General features: G+C 73.4%; 17 protein-coding genes. 12 read left to right on the top strand and 5 right to left on the bottom strand.

What is annotated here, in order from left to right:
• The first annotated feature begins 105 nt into the window (after positions 1-105).
• Positions 106-1077 (top strand): 2-phospho-L-lactate transferase, encoded by a 972-nt coding sequence (cofD, locus tag HCN52_RS12715; protein ID WP_168088546.1) that lies wholly within the window; start codon positions 106-108, stop codon positions 1075-1077.
• A 112-nt stretch (positions 1078-1189) separates the two neighbouring features.
• The gene (locus HCN52_RS12710; protein WP_168088545.1) at positions 1190-1984 is read left to right on the top strand and encodes a TetR/AcrR family transcriptional regulator; all 795 of its coding nucleotides are present in this window, start codon (positions 1190-1192) and stop codon (positions 1982-1984) included.
• A 19-nt stretch (positions 1985-2003) separates the two neighbouring features.
• Here the strand turns inward: HCN52_RS12710 and HCN52_RS12705 are convergent, their stop codons facing one another.
• Positions 2004-3107 carry a YjiK family protein gene (locus HCN52_RS12705; protein WP_168088544.1) on the bottom strand — a complete coding sequence of 368 codons (1104 nt, stop codon included), beginning with the start codon at positions 3105-3107 and terminating at the stop codon, positions 2004-2006.
• A 589-nt stretch (positions 3108-3696) separates the two neighbouring features.
• Between HCN52_RS12705 and HCN52_RS12700 the strand changes: the two genes are divergently transcribed.
• The 7 genes from HCN52_RS12700 to HCN52_RS12670 all read left to right on the top strand — a co-directional run bounded on the left by HCN52_RS12700 (position 3697) and on the right by HCN52_RS12670 (position 10416).
• Positions 3697-4995 (top strand): ATP-binding protein, encoded by a 1299-nt coding sequence (locus HCN52_RS12700; RefSeq protein ID WP_245175088.1) that lies wholly within the window; start codon positions 3697-3699, stop codon positions 4993-4995.
• Entirely contained in the window at positions 4992-5393 is a 402-nt protein-coding gene (locus tag HCN52_RS12695) for a roadblock/LC7 domain-containing protein (protein WP_168088543.1), read from the top strand. Before HCN52_RS12700 ends, HCN52_RS12695 begins: the two co-directional genes overlap by 4 nt.
• Positions 5394-5395: 2 nt before the next feature.
• Positions 5396-5761, top strand: a complete 366-nt coding sequence (locus HCN52_RS12690; RefSeq protein WP_376767124.1) for a DUF742 domain-containing protein — start codon at positions 5396-5398, stop codon at positions 5759-5761.
• Complete coding sequence (locus HCN52_RS12685) at positions 5736-6326, top strand: GTP-binding protein (RefSeq protein WP_168088541.1); 591 nt, start codon at positions 5736-5738, stop codon at positions 6324-6326. Before HCN52_RS12690 ends, HCN52_RS12685 begins: the two co-directional genes overlap by 26 nt.
• Positions 6327-6337: 11 nt before the next feature.
• Positions 6338-7702: a cytochrome P450 gene (locus tag HCN52_RS12680; RefSeq protein WP_168088540.1), complete on the top strand. Its 1365-nt coding sequence runs from the start codon at positions 6338-6340 to the stop codon at positions 7700-7702.
• A 416-nt stretch (positions 7703-8118) separates the two neighbouring features.
• Positions 8119-9384, top strand: coding sequence for a cytochrome P450 (locus HCN52_RS12675; protein ID WP_168088539.1), 1266 nt, complete (start codon positions 8119-8121; stop codon positions 9382-9384).
• 270 nt (positions 9385-9654) lie between these two features.
• Entirely contained in the window at positions 9655-10416 is a 762-nt protein-coding gene (locus HCN52_RS12670; RefSeq protein WP_168088538.1) for an enoyl-CoA hydratase/isomerase family protein, read from the top strand.
• A gap of 185 nt (positions 10417-10601) precedes the next feature.
• On the opposite strand, the gene HCN52_RS12665 is transcribed toward HCN52_RS12670, so the two are convergent.
• Complete coding sequence (locus HCN52_RS12665; protein ID WP_168088537.1) at positions 10602-11591, bottom strand: aldo/keto reductase; 990 nt, start codon at positions 11589-11591, stop codon at positions 10602-10604.
• Between the two features lie 189 nt (positions 11592-11780).
• Between HCN52_RS12665 and HCN52_RS12660 the strand changes: the two genes are divergently transcribed.
• A complete protein-coding gene (locus HCN52_RS12660; RefSeq protein WP_168088536.1) occupies positions 11781-12770 on the top strand; it encodes a linear amide C-N hydrolase in 990 nt (329 codons plus the stop codon).
• A gap of 293 nt (positions 12771-13063) precedes the next feature.
• Here the strand turns inward: HCN52_RS12660 and thpR are convergent, their stop codons facing one another.
• Positions 13064-13657 (bottom strand): RNA 2',3'-cyclic phosphodiesterase, encoded by a 594-nt coding sequence (gene thpR, locus HCN52_RS12655; protein WP_168088535.1) that lies wholly within the window; start codon positions 13655-13657, stop codon positions 13064-13066.
• Positions 13658-13777: 120 nt separating this feature from the next.
• Here thpR and HCN52_RS12650 point away from each other — a divergent pair, with 120 nt between their 5' ends.
• Positions 13778-14284, top strand: coding sequence for a GNAT family N-acetyltransferase (locus HCN52_RS12650; RefSeq protein WP_168088534.1), 507 nt, complete (start codon positions 13778-13780; stop codon positions 14282-14284).
• Here the strand turns inward: HCN52_RS12650 and HCN52_RS12645 are convergent.
• Both HCN52_RS12645 and HCN52_RS12640 read right to left on the bottom strand, forming a co-directional pair.
• A complete protein-coding gene (locus tag HCN52_RS12645) occupies positions 14203-15861 on the bottom strand; it encodes an MFS transporter (protein WP_168088533.1) in 1659 nt (552 codons plus the stop codon). The two genes, HCN52_RS12650 and HCN52_RS12645, sit on opposite strands and share 82 nt — an antisense overlap.
• 68 nt (positions 15862-15929) lie before the next feature.
• Positions 15930-16373: a MarR family winged helix-turn-helix transcriptional regulator gene (locus HCN52_RS12640; RefSeq protein ID WP_168088532.1), complete on the bottom strand. Its 444-nt coding sequence runs from the start codon at positions 16371-16373 to the stop codon at positions 15930-15932.
• A gap of 165 nt (positions 16374-16538) precedes the next feature.
• Here HCN52_RS12640 and HCN52_RS12635 point away from each other — a divergent pair, with 165 nt between their 5' ends.
• Positions 16539-16739: a ribbon-helix-helix protein, CopG family gene (locus HCN52_RS12635; RefSeq protein WP_168088531.1), complete on the top strand. Its 201-nt coding sequence runs from the start codon at positions 16539-16541 to the stop codon at positions 16737-16739.
• Positions 16740-16815: the final 76 nt, after the last annotated feature.

Below are 16815 nucleotides of genomic sequence, written 5' to 3'. Positions count from 1 at the left end.
CGGTGCGGCAGCCCGCGGCGCCCGCCGCGGCGGGGGTCCCGGGTGCGGGCGCCGCCGCGCGGACCGCCGGGCGTCCGGGGCGCAGCTGCTGACACACTGGGGCACATGCAGCGCATCGTGGTTCTGGCCGGCGGCACGGGCGGTGCCCGTTTCCTGCGCGGTCTCAAACTGGCCGCGCCGGAGGCGGAGATCACCGTCATCGGCAACACCGGCGACGACATCCACCTCTTCGGGCTGAAGGTCTGCCCCGACCTCGACACCGTGATGTACACCCTCGGCGGTGGCATCCACGAGGAACAGGGCTGGGGCAGGGCCGAGGAGACCTTCACCGTGAAGGAGGAACTCGCCGCCTACGGCGTGGGGCCCGAGTGGTTCGGGTTGGGTGACCGGGACATGGCCACCCACATCGTCCGCACGCAGATGCTCGCCGCCGGCTACCCCCTCAGCGAGGTCACGCAGGCACTGTGCCGCCGGTGGGAGCCGGGCGTCCGGCTGCTGCCGATGACGGACGACCGCGTCGAGACGCACGTGCTGGTCGACGACGGCGACAGCCGGCGCGCGGTCCACTTCCAGGAGTACTGGGTGCGGCTGCGGGCGGAGCCGACGGCGCACGCCGTGGTGCCGGTCGGCGCGGACACCGCGAAACCCGCCCCCGGGGTGCTGGAGGCGATCGCCGAGGCGGACGTCGTGCTGTTCCCGCCCTCCAACCCGGTGGTCAGCGTCGGCACGGTGCTGGCCGTCCCGGGGGTCCGGGAGGCCATCGCCGCAGCCGGGGTCCCGGTCGTCGGCCTTTCCCCCATCGTCGGCGGCGCGCCCGTGCGCGGGATGGCGGACAAGGTGCTCGCGGCGGTGGGCGTCGAGGCGACGGCAGCGGCGGTGGCGGAACACTACGGCTCGGGGCTGCTCGACGGCTGGCTCGTCGACACCCGCGACGCGGACGCCGTGGCGGTGGTGGAGACCCACGGGATCCGCTGCCGCGCGGTGCCGTTGATGATGACCGACCCCGCGGCCACCGCGGCCATGGCGCGCGAGGCGCTCGACCTCGCCGCGTCCCTCGCCGCGGACGTGGCGCCGTGACGGCCGCCACCCGCCCCGGCGCGACCGCCGGGGCGCGGGCAGGGAGACCCGACCGGGACGTGGGGTCGGACGGCTTACACTCGGCACCACGACGACCAGGTCAGGCGGCGACATGACGACCGAGCACAGCGGCAGCGGCAACATCAGCCGCTCGATGGAACTGCTCTGGCACGGCAAGGAGCCCGCCGGGCGCGGGCCCCGCCCCGGCATGACGCTGACGGAGATCGTGCGCGCCGCCGTCGAGCTCACCGACCGCGAGGGGCTGTCGGCGCTCTCCATGCGCCGCGTCGCGGCCGAGCTCGGTGTCGGGACCATGTCGCTCTACCGCTACGTCCCCGGCAAGGGCGAGCTGCTCGATCTCATGCTCGACCACGTCGTCGGCGCCCGCGTGGACGAGGAGCTGCCGTCGGGGAGCCGGTGGCGCGAGGGGTTGGAACGGACCGCCCACCACAACTGGGAGCACTACCTCGCTCACCCCTGGCTGCTCCGGGTGAACCAGTCCCGCCCGGTGCTAGGACCCAACGCGCTGGCCGCCACCGACCGGGTGCTGGCGGTGCTCGACGGTCTCGGGCTGACCGACCGCGAGCGGGTCGCCCTGCTGATCAACCTCGACGCCTTCGTCGCGGGCAGCGCCCGCACCCACATCCTCCAGCAGCAGGTCCCCGCCGAGTCGGGGGTCACCGACGAGGAGTTCTGGGCGGCCCAACTGCCCCTCGCGCGGGAGGCGGTGACCAGTGGCGCGTACCCGCAGCTGGCCGTGTTGGACGAGCGCGGCTTCGCCGTCGGCGGCCGCGAGGCGATGGAGCTGGGGCTGCGGGCGCTGCTCGACGGTTTCGCGCTCTTCATCGACGCCCGGCGTTCCCCGACCGCGCCGGACCGACCGGCGGCGGAGCCACCCGCTGCGTGACGCCGCCGGTGCCGCACGGTCAGCGCCGGCGGCGCCCGCCGCCGGCGGTCCTGGCCCGCAGGAGCGCGCCGAGCAGCACCACCCCGGCGAGGGCGATCGCCGCGTAGAGCGCCGTGCGGCCGAGCAGTCCGGCGAGGATGCCGTCCTCCGCGACGCCACCGGGCGCGTCCCCGGCGGCCGGGCCTCCGGAGCCGTCCTCGTCGGCCGCCTCCTGCCGGGCGATGACGTCGTCCGGCCGCTGGTCGCCCTCCAGTTCCACGGGGGTGACCCGGGACCGCTCCCCCTCGCTGCCGAACATCAGCGTGGTGCCGTCCGGGGTGAAGGTGACCGACTCCCCCTGTGGCTGGAGCGGGACCCGCACCAGGCCGATCGGGTCCGGTGCCCCGTCGGACCAGCGGAAGAGCTCCGCGCCGAAGTAGCCGCGCAGCAGGAGCCGCGAGCCGTCCGGGGAGAAGGCGCCGTCGGTCACCCACAGGTCGGTGTCGAAGAGGCGGGTGAAGGTGTTGACGCCCTCGGTGGTCAGCGCATCAGGCTGGCGGTAGACGGCGCCGGAGCCGTCCCGTTTCTTGCTGGCCAGGTGGACCAGTCCGGTCACCGGGTCCACCATCAGCGCCTCGGCGTCCCGGGGCCCGTCGTCGTACTGCACGGTGTAGACGGTCGGCGTCAGGGTGGTGTCGGCCAGCTCGGCCGGTTCGGCGAACCGGTAGATCCAGACGTGCGGCCAGCCGCCGTCGAGGTTGTCGCCGATGTCGCCGACGTAGAGGTCGCCGTCCGGGCCGAGGTGGATGGCCTCGACGTCGCGGAACTCGACCCCCTGGAGCGTCACGGTGGCGACGGTGCGGCCGGTCACGCTGTCCACCCCGTAGATCTCGGGCGGGTAGTCGCTGTCGTTGTGGGTCCAGTAGACGCCGGGGTGACGGTGGCTCGCCTGCAATCCGCTCGACTCGAGGATGCGCGGGTCCTCCAGCACGAACTCCTCGTACGCGCCCGACTCCTGCGCTCGCGCGGTGGTGGCGGGCGCGCCCACCGCCACCGCCCCGCCGAGCACCAGCGACGCGGCCACCGCGACGGCGGGCGCACCGCGCCGCGTCGCGCGGCGCCAACGGTTCCAGGTCACAGCCATGGGTTCAGCCTGCCACCCGCCGTCGGCCGGGCGGGCGGCGCCACCCGCCCCGGCGGGGCGCCGACGGGTCCCGCCCGCTGCCGGAGAGGCCGGGGCCCTGGGGGGACCGTGTGGAGACATGGCGACTTTCCGCCGCGCGGAATTTCGGGCAATTGCATGCAACCGCGAATGTAACGCAACACTGCCTGCACACGTCCGTCGCATCCCGGAGGGTGACGCACACCACTCCTGAAACTAATGCATGACGAAGCTGTCAACTGGAAAGAGAAGACCTGGTTCCGTGCTCCTCGCAGCCGTTCGTGGTGCTAGGCTCATGCCGCTCGCACGGCGGGCCGAGGACGGGGGAACAAAGCCGGTCACCCCGAGGAGCTTGTTTATGCCGTCAGCAGGGCCGATCACGGTCGACCCGCCACTTGGCGCCGCACCGCGCCGCCTCGCGTGCCGCCCCCGCGGAGCCGCCACGCCTCCGCCCGTGTCCGGGCGCCCCGCGGGCGCCGCCCACGGCAGCCCCGGTCGGCCCGGCCGCCCCTCGGCGCCGTAGCAGCGCCCCCGCGCCCCCACCAGACGGGAATCCTCCTAGAGAGCCTCCATGACTGCGTACATAGACGATCCAGTGTTCTGGGCGCTGGTCGCGGGTCTTGCCGCGACCATCGCCCTAGCGGTATCCAGCCATCGCAGAACGCGGCGCGCACGGCAGGAGAAAGAACTCCTGTCGGAGCGGAACGACATTCTGGAACAGCGTTTCGCAGAATCCGTGGAAGAAGCGCGAACCCGCGCCGAGCACGGCACGAAAACCGCCCTGAAAACGGCGATGAGAACCCTTCAGGGTCTTGCCAACGAACAGCAGATCGCCATTTCGGGACTGCAACGCAAATACGGCGACCAGCACATTCTCCAGGACCTCCTGGACATCGACCACATGAACTCCCAGTTCGGTCGTCGCGCCCAGTCCATCGCGGTGCTCTGCGAGGGGTGGCTCGGACGCCACCGCTCGGTCGCCTCGGTGTACGACGTGGTGCGCAGCGCCAAGGGCCGCGTGCGGCACTTCACCCGCGTCGAGATCCACTCGCAGACGTCGTTCGCCGTCATCAGCCAGGCCGTCGAGCCGGTGGCGCTGGCCCTGGCGGAGCTGCTGGACAACGCGACCAGCTACTCGGCTCCCGAGACCACCATCGACATCAACATCCGCGCCGTGCCCAAGGGCGTCTGCATCGTCATCGACGACGCGGGCGTGGGCATGAACGAGGAGGAGAAGACGCGGGCCGCCGACCTTCTCACCAACCCGGTCTCCGGTGTCACCGGCCTGGGTAACCCGCCGCAGTTCGGCTTCGCCGTCATGGGCGTCCTCGCCGCGCGCTACGGCTTCACCGTCTCCGTCGACACCGCATCGCCCTACGGCGGCGTCCGCGCCGTGGTGCTGCTGCCGCAGGAGTTGCTCACCTCCATGCCAGAACCCCAGCCCGTGGGCCCCGCGGCGGTCGCCCAGACCGCCCCCGCGCCCGCACCGTTGCCGGGGGGCGCCGCGCCGGACCCCCTGGCGCCTTCCGCTGCCGCGCACATGCCGCGGGCAGTTCCGCACTCCGGCCCCCGCCCGGTACCGGACCCCCCGGGTGCCGGAGCGGCTGCTCGGTACGACGTCGGACAGGACGCCGGCTACGGCGCCGGGTACGGCGAGGAGAGGCGCGAGCCCCGCGCGACGACGCGCGGTGGGCTCCCCAAGCGGCGGCGCCGCACCCCGATGTCGATCGTCGGGCAGCACGGGCAGGACCAGGACGCAGCGGCACCCCGCTCCAACGAGGAGACCGCCTCCATCATGGGCGCGTTCCAGCGGGGTACGCGGACGGGTCGCACAGTGGAAACCGACCCAGAAGGGCGTGAATTCAGGTGAACAACGATCTTTCGTGGATGCTGGACCGGGCACTGGAGGTCCCGGAGGCCCGCCACGCGCTGCTGGTCTCCGCGGACGGCCTGCTCATGGCCCGCTCGCGGGAGGTGGGCCGGGACGACGCGGACACCGTGGCCGCCGCCATGAGCGGTATGCAGTCGCTGAGCCGCACGCTCTCCGGGTTCTCCGGCGGCGAGGACATGAAGTGGCGTCAGACGCTGGTCGAATTCGACGGCGGCTGGGTGTTCCTGATATCCGCCGGTGCCGGCGCGTATCTGGCCGTCTCCGCCTCCCTGGACGTGGACATGGCCGACATCACCTTCCGGATGCAGCAGTTGGTCGGGCAGCTCGGAAAGGCCATGACCAGCCCGCCGCGCCAGAGCTCCGGAATTCCCTCATGACCATGGACGGCACGGGACACGAATCCGTGGACCTGGTGCGTCCATATGTGATCACTAATGGCCAAGAACTGCCCAAGGGTGACGAGTTCGAGTTGGTCACCCTCGTCACCGCCGCCGACGGCGGTGCCCGCCGTGCCCAACTCGACCCGGAGCGGCGCGCCCTGGTCGAGCTGTGCTGCGGCGGCTACCTCTCGGTGGCCGAGATCGCCGGCCACATCGGACTGCCCATCGGGGTCATCCGGGTGCTGCTCTCCGATCTGGCCGGCAACGGCCAGATCGTGACGCGCAACCCGGTCCCCACGGCGCAGCTCACCGACATCCAGGTTCTGCAGGAGGTGCTGGATGGACTCCAGACTCGTTTCGGATGACCACACCTACCTCTCGGAACAGGTGCGGATCGCCGCCAAGATCCTCGTCGTGGGCCACTTCGCCGTGGGCAAGACGACCTTCATCGGGACGTTGTCGGAGATCCCCCCGCTGCGCACCGAGGAGACGATGACCCGGGCCGGCGCCCACATCGACGACCTCCGCGGGGTCCAGGGCAAGACCACCACCACGGTCGCCATGGACTTCGGCCGCCTGACCCTCAGCGACACGCTCGTGCTGTACCTGTTCGGCACCCCCGGGCAGCAGCGGTTCGTGCAGGTGTGGGAGGACATGGCACGCGGCGCGCTCGGCGCGCTGCTGCTCGTCGACCCGCAGCGGCTGGAGGAGTCCTTCCCCGTCATGGACCTCGTCGAGAGCTACGGCATCCCCTACGCGGTGGGCGTCAACTACTTCGACGAGTCCGAGCGGCGGCCGGACGACGAACTGCGCGAGGCGCTGGACCTGTTGCCGGACACCCCCGTGGTGGCCTGCGACGCGCGCGACGAGGCGTCCTCGGCCGGTGCCCTCATCACCCTCGTCAAATACCTCCGGACACGCACCAGCTAGGAGCCCGCACCATGGACCGGCACACCGATCACACCTCAGCACCACCACCGGGATGCCCGGCACATCAGCCGGGGCACCAGGGGGAGGGGGTGCCCGTGCCGCTGTACGGACCGGAGTTCGCCGCCGACCCGCACGGCTTCTACGAGGAGCTGCGCCACTACGGCGCCGCTGCCCCGATCGAGGTCGCGCCCGGCGTGGGCGCCAAGCTCGTCACGGACTACGCCGCCGCGCTGCGGGTGCTCCAGAGCCCCAAGGAGTTCGGCAAGGACTCCCGGCGCTGGCGGGCCCTCAACGAGGGCCGCGTCCCCATGGACAGTCCGGCGATACCGATGATGGCCTACCGGCCCAACAGCCTCTTCTCCGACGGCGCGGAGCACCTGAGGCTGCGGCAGGCCATCACCGACAGCCTGTCCCGCGTGGACGCGCTGCTGCTCACCCGGCATGTGGAGCGCGTCTCCAGCTACCTGGTGGAGCAGTTCGGCGAACGGGGCGAGGCGGATCTCCTCAACGAGTACGCCAAGCTGACCTCGCTGCTGGTCTTCAACGAACTCTTCGGCTGCCCGGCCGAGATCGGCGACCAGCTCGTCTCCGGCATGTCGGGGATCTTCGACGGGGTCGACCCCGAGCGCTCCAACCGGGAGATCCTGGAGAGCGTCTCGGCGCTCGTCGCGCACAAGCGGCGCCATCCCGGCGCCGACGTGACCTCGTGGTTGATGGCCCACCCCGCGGGCCTCAGCGACGAGGAGATGATCCACCAGCTGGTGCTGCTGGGCGGCGCCGGCTCGGAGCCGACGCGCAACCTCATCGCCAACGGGCTGCTGCTGATCCTCTCCGACGAGCGGTACTACGGCGGGATGCACGGAGCGGGCCTGCTGGTGGAGGACGCGCTCGACGAGGTCATGTGGAACGACCCGCCGTTGGCCAACTACGGGGTGCACTACCCGCTGCACGACACCGAGCTCGACGGCGTGCCGCTGGCTGCCGGCGAGCCGGTGGTCATCAGCTTCGCCGCGGCCAACACCGACCCCGCGCTCTCCGCCATGCGGCAGCGGCTCAGCAAGCGCGCGCACCTGGCGTGGAGCGCGGGTCCGCACGCCTGCCCGGCGAAGGACCCGGCGCAGCTGATCTCGGTGACCGCGATCGAGAAGCTGATGAACCAGCTCCCGGACGTGGAGCTCGCCGTCCCGGTGGAGTCCCTGTCCTGGCGGCCGGGCATCTACCACCGTGCCCTGGCGACGCTCCCCGCGCGGTTCACCCCGCTGCCGCCGGCCCGGCGGCCCTCCCCCGAGGCCGCCCAGTACCCCGGCGGCGGCCAGGGCAGGCACGCCGGCCGCCGCGGCGGCTGGTGGAGCGGGTTCCTCAACTGGTGGCGCTAGACAGTGTTGTCGGGGCCCGCGCGACGCGCGGCTGAGGATCGCGGGCGGGGCGCCGGGCCACGGCGCCCCGCCGGTGGTCCCTCCCCGCTCGGCCGTCCCGCCCGGCGGTGTGCCGGGCGGGACGGCCGTCCGCCGTCCCGGGCCCGGACGAGACCGCTGGACGACCGCCCGCTCCGGGTGGCCGGAGAGACAGTCCCGGCCGAACCACGCGTGGGCGCAGTGCCCGGCCCTGTCGGGTGCCACTGGCACATGACAGCGCCGGGTGGGCGGAGTGGCCGCTCCGCCGGAGGCACCCCTCCGCTGCTCCCGCGACCGACCGCCGATCACCAGCGCGACGTGCCAGAGCCGTCCCCCGCGAACCGGGGGACGGCGGTGGTTCGCCGCCACATGCACCATCGGAGTTGGAGGAATCCCCCGTGGCACCCGCCGCGCCGACCACTGCCGTCGGCACCCGCACCGTCGTCTCCCATCTCTCACGTCTGCGCTCCCCCAAGGGCCAGGCCGACCCCTTCCCCCACTACCGGGACCTGCGCGAGCTGGGCCCGGTGCTGCCGACCCCCTGGGGCGGCCACCTGGTGACCCGCCACGCGCTGGTGGACTCCGTCCTGCGCGGCCGCACGTGGCGCACCACGGACAGCGCGTGGAAGGACCGTCAGGAGAGCGAGCGGTGGAACGGCTTCGCCCACCAGGAGCTGAGCCGCACCCTCCAGGGGCTCAACGCGCCGCACCACACCCGCCACCGGCGCTCGATCGGCAACGTCTTCGACCGGTCGACCCTCGCCGACCTCCATGCCGTCGTCGCCGGCACGGTCGACGGGCTGCTCGACACCCTGCAGGACCGGGTGGCGGAGGAGGGCGACGCCGACTTCGGCTCCCTCGTCGGGGACCAGCTCCCCATCGAGGTCATAGGCAGCTGGCTCGACCTGCCCCGAGCCGACTACCCGGAGCTGCTCTGGCTGACGCACGAGCACGTCGTCTGCCAGGAGCTGCTGCCCACCGCCACCGCACTGGCGGGCGCCGACCGCGCCGCCGAGGGGCTCCGCGCCTACTTCACCGAGGTCATCCGCGACCGCCGCGCCCACCCCCGCGACGACGTCATCTCGGGCTGGCTCCGCACCTGGGACGCCATGGAGGAGGACCGGGAGCAGGCCGACGCCGCCGTCTTCTACCTGCTGATGTTCCTCTTCGTCGCCTCCGTGGAGACGACCGCGACGCTCATGCCGACCATGGTCCAGCTGCTGGACCGCCACCGCGACCAGTGGCGCGCCGTGGTCGCCGACCCGGACCTCGCGCCCGCGGCCGTGGAGGAGGTGCTCCGCTACGACCCGCCGATCCACATGGCCGGCCGGGTCGCGTCCCGCGACACCGAGCTGGGCGGGGTGATGATCCCCAAGGACGCCCTGGTCCACCTGATGATCGGTTCCGCCAACCACGACCCGGACCACCACCGGGACCCGGGCGCCTTCGACATCCACCGCACCGGCGAACGCATCAGCCTGCACCTGGCGTTCGGCGGCGGCGCGCACTTCTGCGTCGGCGCCGCGCTGGCCCGGCAGGAGGCGACGCTGCTGCTGCGGGGGCTTGCCGAGCGCTTCCCCGCCCTCCACGTGACGGCGCCGCCGCAGTACGCCCAGCGCGTCGCGTTCCGGCGACTGACGGGGATGCGGGTCGCCACCGGCTGACAGCGGCCGCGCGCGTCGCTCCTCCCGCGGGGGCGGTCCGCGCGGGCCAGGGAGCGGCCCGGCCGCGCGGACCGCGGCGCCCGAGGAGATCGCGAGCGGTGACCCGGGGCACCCGGACGTGCACCCGGTGTCACTCCTCGGGACTCCCGCCCGCCCGCACGCGCCGCCAGGTAACGTCCCGCGACGCCGCGCGACCCCTGCGGGCCGCGGCGCACCGTGTACCGAACCCTCGTCGCACCGGCGAGCGCTACCTGATGAGGACCCAAGGGCGTGTACGGAGACTTCAAGACCCTGCTGACCAGCCGCGAGGGCCCGATCGTGCGGCTGTGCCTCGACATGCCGGAGACCGGGAACGCGGTCATCGGCACCATGCTGGACGAGATGCACGCCGTGCTCACCGCGGTGGCGGACGACCCCGGCGTCCGTGTGCTGGTGCTGTCGGGCTCCGGGGGCGACTTCTGCCTCGGTGGGGACCGGAGCGAGTTCGCGGAGCTGCTGGAGCGCGACCCCGACGGGGTCGGCATCCGGGTGCTGGGCGGCAAGGCCCGGCGCGTCTGCGAGGCGCTCGCCGGCTGCCCCGCCGTCACCATCGCCCGCCTCCAGGGCGGCGTGATCGGCGCGGGGCTCGGCCTCGCCGTCTTCTGCGACCTCCGGGTAGGTGCCGACACCTCCCGGTACCGCCTCCCCGAACTCGCGCTCGGGCTGCCCGCGTTGTGGGGCGGAGCGCTCTCCCGGCTCGTCAGCGAGGTCGGCCCGGCGCGGGTCCGGGAGCTGGTGCTGACCGGGGCGACCTTCGACGCCGTCCGCGCCCAGGAGATCGCGGTGCTGCACCGCGTGGTTCCCGAGGCCGAGCTCGACGACGCCGTCGCAGGCTGGGCGAGGCCGATCGTCCGCCGCTCCCCCGCCGCGCTGCGCGTCACCAAGTCCGCCTTCGCCGCGTACGCCGGCTCCGCCCGGCTGGCCGACGCCACCGTCCTCGACGGCGACCTGATGTCGGCGGTCATCGCCGCCCGCCACGCCGGGAGCCGCTGACCGCTCCACCGGGCGGGCCGTCCCCGGTGCCGGCCGGGCCGACTGCCACCGGGGGCGGTCGGCCCGGTCGGTCGGGGCCGGGCGGGCCGTGACTGCCGGCGTCCCCGGTCGCGCACGAGCGCGCGGCCGGTGGCCGTCGGGTCCGCTCGGGAGGCCGGCGCCTCCCGAGCAGCCGCGTCCTCACCTCACCAGGCGAAAGCCTCGGGAGACGGCCCGGGGCCGGGGAAGATCTCGTCCAGCGAGGCCAGGAGCTCCTCGTCCAGCTCCAGTTCCAGCGCGCGCAGCGCCCCGTGCAGCTGCTCCGCGGTGCGCGGGCCGACGATCGGGCCCGTCACCCCGGGCCGCGTCAGCAGCCAGGCGAGCGCCGTCTCACCGGGCGCCAGCCCGTGCTTGTCGAGCAGGTCCTCGTAGGCCTGGATCTGCCCGCGCGTCGCGTCGTCCCGCAGCGCTTCGGCGGCACGGCCGCTCGCCCGGCGCCCCTCCACCGCCTCCTTCTTGAGGACGCCGCCCAACAGGCCGCCGTGCAGCGGCGACCAGGGGATCACCCCGAGCCCGTAGTCCCGAGCCGCGGGGATGACCTCCATCTCGGCGCGCCGTTCGGCGAGGTTGTAGAGGCACTGCTCGCTGACCAGCCCGACCCGGCCCTGGCGTGCGGCGGTCTCGTTGGCCTGCGCGATCTTGTAGCCGGGGAAGTTGGACGACCCCGCGTAGAGGATCTTCCCCTGCTGGATGAGGACGTCGACCGCCTGCCAGATCTCCTCGAACGGCGTCGACCGGTCGACGTGGTGGAACTGGTAGACGTCGATGTGGTCGGTCTGGAGGCGCTTGAGGGAGGCGTCGACGGCCCGGCGGATGTTCACCGCGGAGAGCTTGTCGTGGTTGGGCCACGCCTCGCCGTCGGCGCCCATGTTCCCGTAGACCTTGGTCGCCAGGACCGTGCGGTCGCGCCGACCGCCGCCCTGGGCGAACCACGTACCGAGGATCTCCTCGGTACGGCCCTTGTTCTCGCCCCAGCCGTAGACGTTGGCGGTGTCCACGAAGTTGAGACCCGCCTCCAGGGCGGTGTCCATGATGCCGTGGCTCGTCGCCTCGTCCGCCTGCGGGCCGAAGTTCATCGTGCCGAGGACGAGTCGGCTGACCTTGAGTCCGGTACGTCCGAGCTGTGTGTACTCCATGGTCCACAAGCAAACTGCGTGCGGCCCGGTCGGGCAAGAGCAGGCGGCGGGTGGAGTCGCGGTGCCCGTCCGCCTTCCCCGACAGGAGATTCCGGTCGCCGGGCGTCATCCTGTCGGTGCGGGCACGGGCGGTACGGGTTGGGGTGAACCGGCCACTCGACCGCCGCACCTCTCACGGAAGGGGAAGCCATGTGCACGCGAGCGCTCTGGGCCCATGCGGGTGATGCCGTCCTCGTCGGACGCAACATGGACTGGATGGAGGAGATGGGGACGAACCTCTGGGCCTTTCCCCGCGGCATGCCCCGGGACGACGGGATCGACGGGGAGATCACCTGGATGTCCCGGTTCGGCAGCCTGGTCACCGCGGCGCACGACCTGATGACCGTGGACGGGGTCAACGAGGTGGGCCTCGCAGCGCATCAGCTGTTTCTTCCGGAGTCGGACTACGGGGCGCGGGACCGTTCCCGCCCGGCGCTGAGCGCAGCCGTCTGGATGCAGTACGTGCTCGACACCTTCGCCTCGGTGGCGGAGGCGGTGGAGTGGATCACGGGGGCGCGGCTCCAGATCGTCCCGCAGCACGACCCGTCCACCGGCAAGGCCACGACCCTGCACATGGCGCTGGACGACCGGTCGGGAGACTCGGCGATCGTCGAGTACCTGGACGGGACACCGCGGGTCCACCACGGCCCCGAGCACACCGTCGTCACCAACTCGCCCCCCTACGACCAGCAGCTGGAGCACCTGCGCACGATCGAGGGGCTGGGCGGCAGCACCCCCCTGCCGGGTGGCACCGACCCGTCGGACCGGTTCGCCCGCGCGGCCTACTACCTGACGCGGCTGCCGCACCCCGCCGACACCACGGAGGCGGTCGCCTCCCTGCTGAGCGTCATGCGGAACGCCGCCCAGCCGTTCCGGGTCGCCGACCCGGCCAAGCCCTATGCGTCCCAGACCATCTGGCGCACGGTCGCCGACCTCACGAACGGGATCTACGTGTACGAGTCGGCCTCCCGGCCGAACATCGTCTGGGCCCGCCTGGCGGAACTCGACCTCTCACCGGGGGCGCCCGCGCGAAAACTCGACCTGGCCCACGACACCGGCCTCGAAGGCGGCCTCGTCGGCGACGTCGGCCACGCGTTCACCCCGGCGGCGCCGATGCGGTTCCTCGCGGTGGCGGCATGACCGCGGTCGCGTAGCGGCGTCCGGGGACGCCTCGGTTCCCTGCGCCGTGGGGCGGAGGGAACCGAACGCACCCCGCCCGGTCGCCCGGCGCGAGGGTCAGCGGCCGCCGAGCGCGCCCACGATGGCGACGACGGCGAAGAGCAGCACCAGGGCGCCGCTCACGATGCGGGTCCTCGTCTTGGCATCCACCCCCCAAAGGTAACCGGGGCGGGGCCGGCGTGGTTCACCGGTGCCCGCCCGGACGCTGCGTGACCGGGGCCCGGCGCCGGGTACGGGTCGCCGGGGCGTCCTGCTCAGCCCGGTGGCGTGGCCGGTGCCGTGGCCGGGCCGCCCAGCGGCCAGGAGGCGAGGGCGGTGTAGCGCGGCGAGCCCGGCTGCGGGGCGGTGCCGGGCGGGGGCGCGGTGAGCAGCACCAGGCGCCGGACGCGCCACGGCGGCGGCGCCACGTCGGCGAGTGCCGCTTCGAGCGGAGCCAGCGGTGTGGCCGGGCGTCCCGCGCGGGCCAGGGTGAGGTGCGGCGTGAACCGGCGATCCTCGCCCGGGGCGCCGTGGGCGGCGACGCCGGGGCCCACCGCACGGGCCGCCGCGGCGAGAGCGGTGATCTCCGGTTCGCCCGCGCCCAGGCCGAGCCAGAGCACCCGGTCGCCGAACCGGCCGGCGCCGCGCAGGGCGAGGACGAACGGATCGGTCGCGGCAGCCGACGCGGCGAGCCGCTCCCGGAGCGGACCGAGCGCCTCCGGCGAGGTGGGGCCGTAGTAGGCGAGCGTCAGGTGCCAGTCGCGCGGGTCGGACCAGCGCAGCCGTTCGGCGCGGGGCGACCGCTCGACGGCGGCGGCGATCTCGGCGACGACCGCCGGGGGCGGCAGCACGGCCGCGAAGAGGATCACGCCACCATGATGGCGCGTGCGGGGGCGCGGTGGTGCGGCGTGGTCGCATCCTGCCGACCGCGCGCCAGGGGGCGCCCGGCGGTCTGCCGCGGCCGCGGGGACGCGCCTACGATGCGCGGCATGCGGATTCGACGCGGTGGGCCGGACGACGTGCCGGTGGCGCTGGCGATGCTCGACAGTTCGGTCGCCTGGCTGGCGGAGCGCGGACGGACGGGGCAGTGGGGAACCGAACCGTGGTCGGCCCGCCCGAGCGCGGTGCGCCGGGTCACCGAGATGGTGACGGAGGGCGAGACCTGGGTGGCGGAGCCGGACGGGTCCGGGACCCCGGCGGGGACGCTGGTGCTGGGCTGCGGCCCGCACCACTACATCGACCCGGTGGACGAACCGGAGCGGTACGTCTGGTTGCTGGTGACCGACCGGGCGTTCGCGGGGCGCGGCGTGGGCGCGGCGCTGCTCGACCACGCGGTGGCGGAGACCCGGCGCGCGGGCGTCGGGCTGCTGCGGGTCGACTGCTACGCGGGGGACGACGGCCGGTTGCTGGCGTACTACCGGTCGCAGGGGTTCACCCCGCTGGGGCCGTTCACCGTCCGGGAGTGGCCCGGGATGCTGCTCGCGCGGCGGGTCTGAGTCGTGGCCGGCTCGGTGCCCGTGGCCGGCTCGCCGCCGGGGGCCGGGCGGCGCGGCACGAAGGCGATCAGCGGTTCGCCGCGCCGCAGCCGGAGCTGGAGCCGGAGCCCGCCCACGCGTCCCAGCGCCATGGCGACGCCGAGTGCGGCGGTGGCGCAGATCGCGCCCGCGAGGACGAGGGCGACGCGCGGCCCGTAGCTGTCGGTCAGCCAGCCCATGAGCGGGCCGCCGAACGGGGTGCCGCCGAGAAAGACCATCATGTAGAGGCTGATGACGCGGCCGCGCATGGCGGGGTCGCTCGCCAGCTGGAGGCTGGTGTTGCCGCTGATCATGAACGTCATGCCGACGAGGCCGGTGGGGACGAGCAGCGCGGCGAAGACCCAGAGCGTCGGTGCGCCGGAGAGCACCATCAGCAGGGTGCCGAACAGGCCGGCCGAGGCGACGGTCCAGCGGGTCCGGCTGGCGCCCCAGCGTGCCGCGATGAGCGCCCCGGTGAGGGAGCCGACCGCCATCAGCGCGTTGAGCAGGCCGTAGGTTCCGGCGCCCGCCTCGAAGATGCGGTCGGTGAAGGCGACGACCCAGATCGGGAAGTTGAAGCCGAAGGAGCCGATGAACCCCACCAGCACGATCGGCCAGAGCAGGTCGGGGCGGCTGCCGACGTAGCGCAGCCCCTCCCGGAGCTGTCCCTTGGACCGCGGGGCGCGTTCGGCGGAGTTCAGCTCCGCGGTGCGCATCAGCAGCAGACCGGCGACGGGCGCGATGAAGGAGAGCCCGTTGAAGAGGAAGGCGTAGCCGCTGCCGACCGCGCCGATCAGGACACCGGCGACGGCCGGTCCGACGATGCGGGCGGTCTGGAAGTTGGCGGAGTTGAGGGAGACCGCGTTCCGCAGCAGGCCGGGGCCGACCATGTCGGAGACGAAGGTCTGCCGGGCCGGGTTGTCGAGCACCGTGACGACGCCGAGGATGAAGGCCAGCGCGTAGACGTGGACGACCTCGACGTTGCCCGAGAGCGTGAGGGCGGCCAGGACGAGGCCGGTGAGGCCCATGGACGCCTGGGTGCAGATCAGCAGCTTGCGCTTGTCGAGCCGGTCGGCGAGCACGCCGCCGTAGAGGCCGAAGAGCAGCATCGGCAGGAACTGCAGGGCGATGGTCATGCCGACCGCCGCCGCGGAGCCGGTGAGGGTGTGGACCAGCCAGTCCTGGGCGATGCGCTGCATCCAGGTGCCGGTGTTGGAGACGACGGCGCCGGCGAAGAAGATCCGGTAGTTGTGGATCTTGAGGGAGGCGAAGGTGCCGACCTTGGCGGTCTCGGCGGCCTCGCGGTCACGGGAGGCGTGGGCGGCCTCCCGGGCCCGTTCCGCTGTCTCGTCGGTGGGCTCGGCGGCCTCGGCGCCCGAGGGGCCGTCGTCCGGCGCAGCGGCGGCCGCCGCGCCGGGGGCGGGGGCTCCCGCTTCCGGCGCGCGGGCCGCCGGGGCGTCGGCGGCGGTTCCTTCGGGACGGCCGCGCTGGTCGGCCGGGTTTCGGTTCGGGTGCTGGTTCGGATCGGGGGCGGACGAGGGTCCGGTTCCCGGACTCAAGAGGTCTCTCTTTCCGCGCCGGTTGCTCGGCGCCGGGTGCGCTGGGTGCTGTGTGCCTGCGGGTGCTCCTACAGGTGGGCGAGCTTGTGCAGGACGGGGGCTGCGGTGCGGAGGGTCTCCCACTCCTCCTCGGTGAGCCGGCCCGCCAGCTCCGTCAGCCAGGCGTTGCTCTGGCTGCGGCTCGCCTGGAGCATCGCCTCGGCCTGCTCGGTGGCGGTGACGGTCTTCTGCCGGCGGTCCTCCGGGTGGGGCTCCAGCCGCACCAGTCCGCGTTCCTGGAGCTGTCCGACGATGCGCGTCATGGACGGCGGCTGGACGTGCTCCTTGCGGGCCAGCTCCCCGGGCGTCATGGCGCCGCAGCGCTGGAGGGTGCCGAGGGCGGAGAGTTCGGCGAGGCCGAGGGACCGGTCGACCCGCTGGTGCCGGATCCTGCGGGCGAGGCGCATCACCCCGACGCGGAGTGTGTTGACGGCGGCGGTGTCCTGTGGGCTCACGCCCGGTGTTTCCGGCATGCTTCCCAGGGTATCTCATTAGCTTGCCTAACGAACTACAATTCTCCCAGGCGCCCCGGTACGTGACCACCCCCACATCGCGCGCACCCTCCGTGACTCACCCGTTCGAGTGAGGTCGGGGGTGAAGAGTCCTCGCCGCCCGGTGACTGCGCCGACCGTGGACGCATGACATCGCGAGTGTTGAGCCTCCGGCTGGACGGGCAGCTGATCGACCGGCTCGCCCGGCACGCCGCCCTGCGCGGCATGAGCCTCCAGGACTACGTGGCCGCGGTCCTCGTCCGCGAGGACTTCGACGAGCGGTTCCGCGACGCGGTGGACCGCACCGAACGGCTGGGCGGCAGGGGCCAGGTCGGCCAGGACGTCTGACCCGCCCCGCTCCGGCCCCGCCGCCCGTCGCAACCGGCGGCGCCCGGCCGCCGCACCGCCGCCCCCGCCGCACCGC

The organism is Streptomyces bohaiensis, assembly GCF_012033785.1.
In the GTDB taxonomy this organism is placed as follows: Bacteria; Actinomycetota; Actinomycetes; order Streptomycetales; family Streptomycetaceae; genus Streptomyces; species Streptomyces bohaiensis.
Note: the sequence above shows the minus strand (reverse complement) of the source record. Positions and strands in the feature narration are given on the sequence as shown.

Coding starts and splice junctions, on each gene's coding strand:
- cofD (WP_168088546.1), top strand. CDS start 106: ATGCAGCGCATCGTGGTTCTGGCCGGCGGCACGGGCGGTGCCCGTTTC.
- HCN52_RS12710 (WP_168088545.1), top strand. CDS start 1,190: ATGACGACCGAGCACAGCGGCAGCGGCAACATCAGCCGCTCGATGGAA.
- HCN52_RS12705 (WP_168088544.1), bottom strand. CDS start 3,107: ATGGCTGTGACCTGGAACCGTTGGCGCCGCGCGACGCGGCGCGGTGCG.
- HCN52_RS12700 (WP_245175088.1), top strand. CDS start 3,697: ATGACTGCGTACATAGACGATCCAGTGTTCTGGGCGCTGGTCGCGGGT.
- HCN52_RS12690 (WP_376767124.1), top strand. CDS start 5,396: ATGGACGGCACGGGACACGAATCCGTGGACCTGGTGCGTCCATATGTG.
- HCN52_RS12685 (WP_168088541.1), top strand. CDS start 5,736: ATGGACTCCAGACTCGTTTCGGATGACCACACCTACCTCTCGGAACAG.
- HCN52_RS12680 (WP_168088540.1), top strand. CDS start 6,338: ATGGACCGGCACACCGATCACACCTCAGCACCACCACCGGGATGCCCG.
- HCN52_RS12665 (WP_168088537.1), bottom strand. CDS start 11,591: ATGGAGTACACACAGCTCGGACGTACCGGACTCAAGGTCAGCCGACTC.
- HCN52_RS12660 (WP_168088536.1), top strand. CDS start 11,781: ATGTGCACGCGAGCGCTCTGGGCCCATGCGGGTGATGCCGTCCTCGTC.
- HCN52_RS12650 (WP_168088534.1), top strand. CDS start 13,778: ATGCGGATTCGACGCGGTGGGCCGGACGACGTGCCGGTGGCGCTGGCG.
- HCN52_RS12640 (WP_168088532.1), bottom strand. CDS start 16,373: ATGCCGGAAACACCGGGCGTGAGCCCACAGGACACCGCCGCCGTCAAC.
- HCN52_RS12635 (WP_168088531.1), top strand. CDS start 16,539: ATGACATCGCGAGTGTTGAGCCTCCGGCTGGACGGGCAGCTGATCGAC.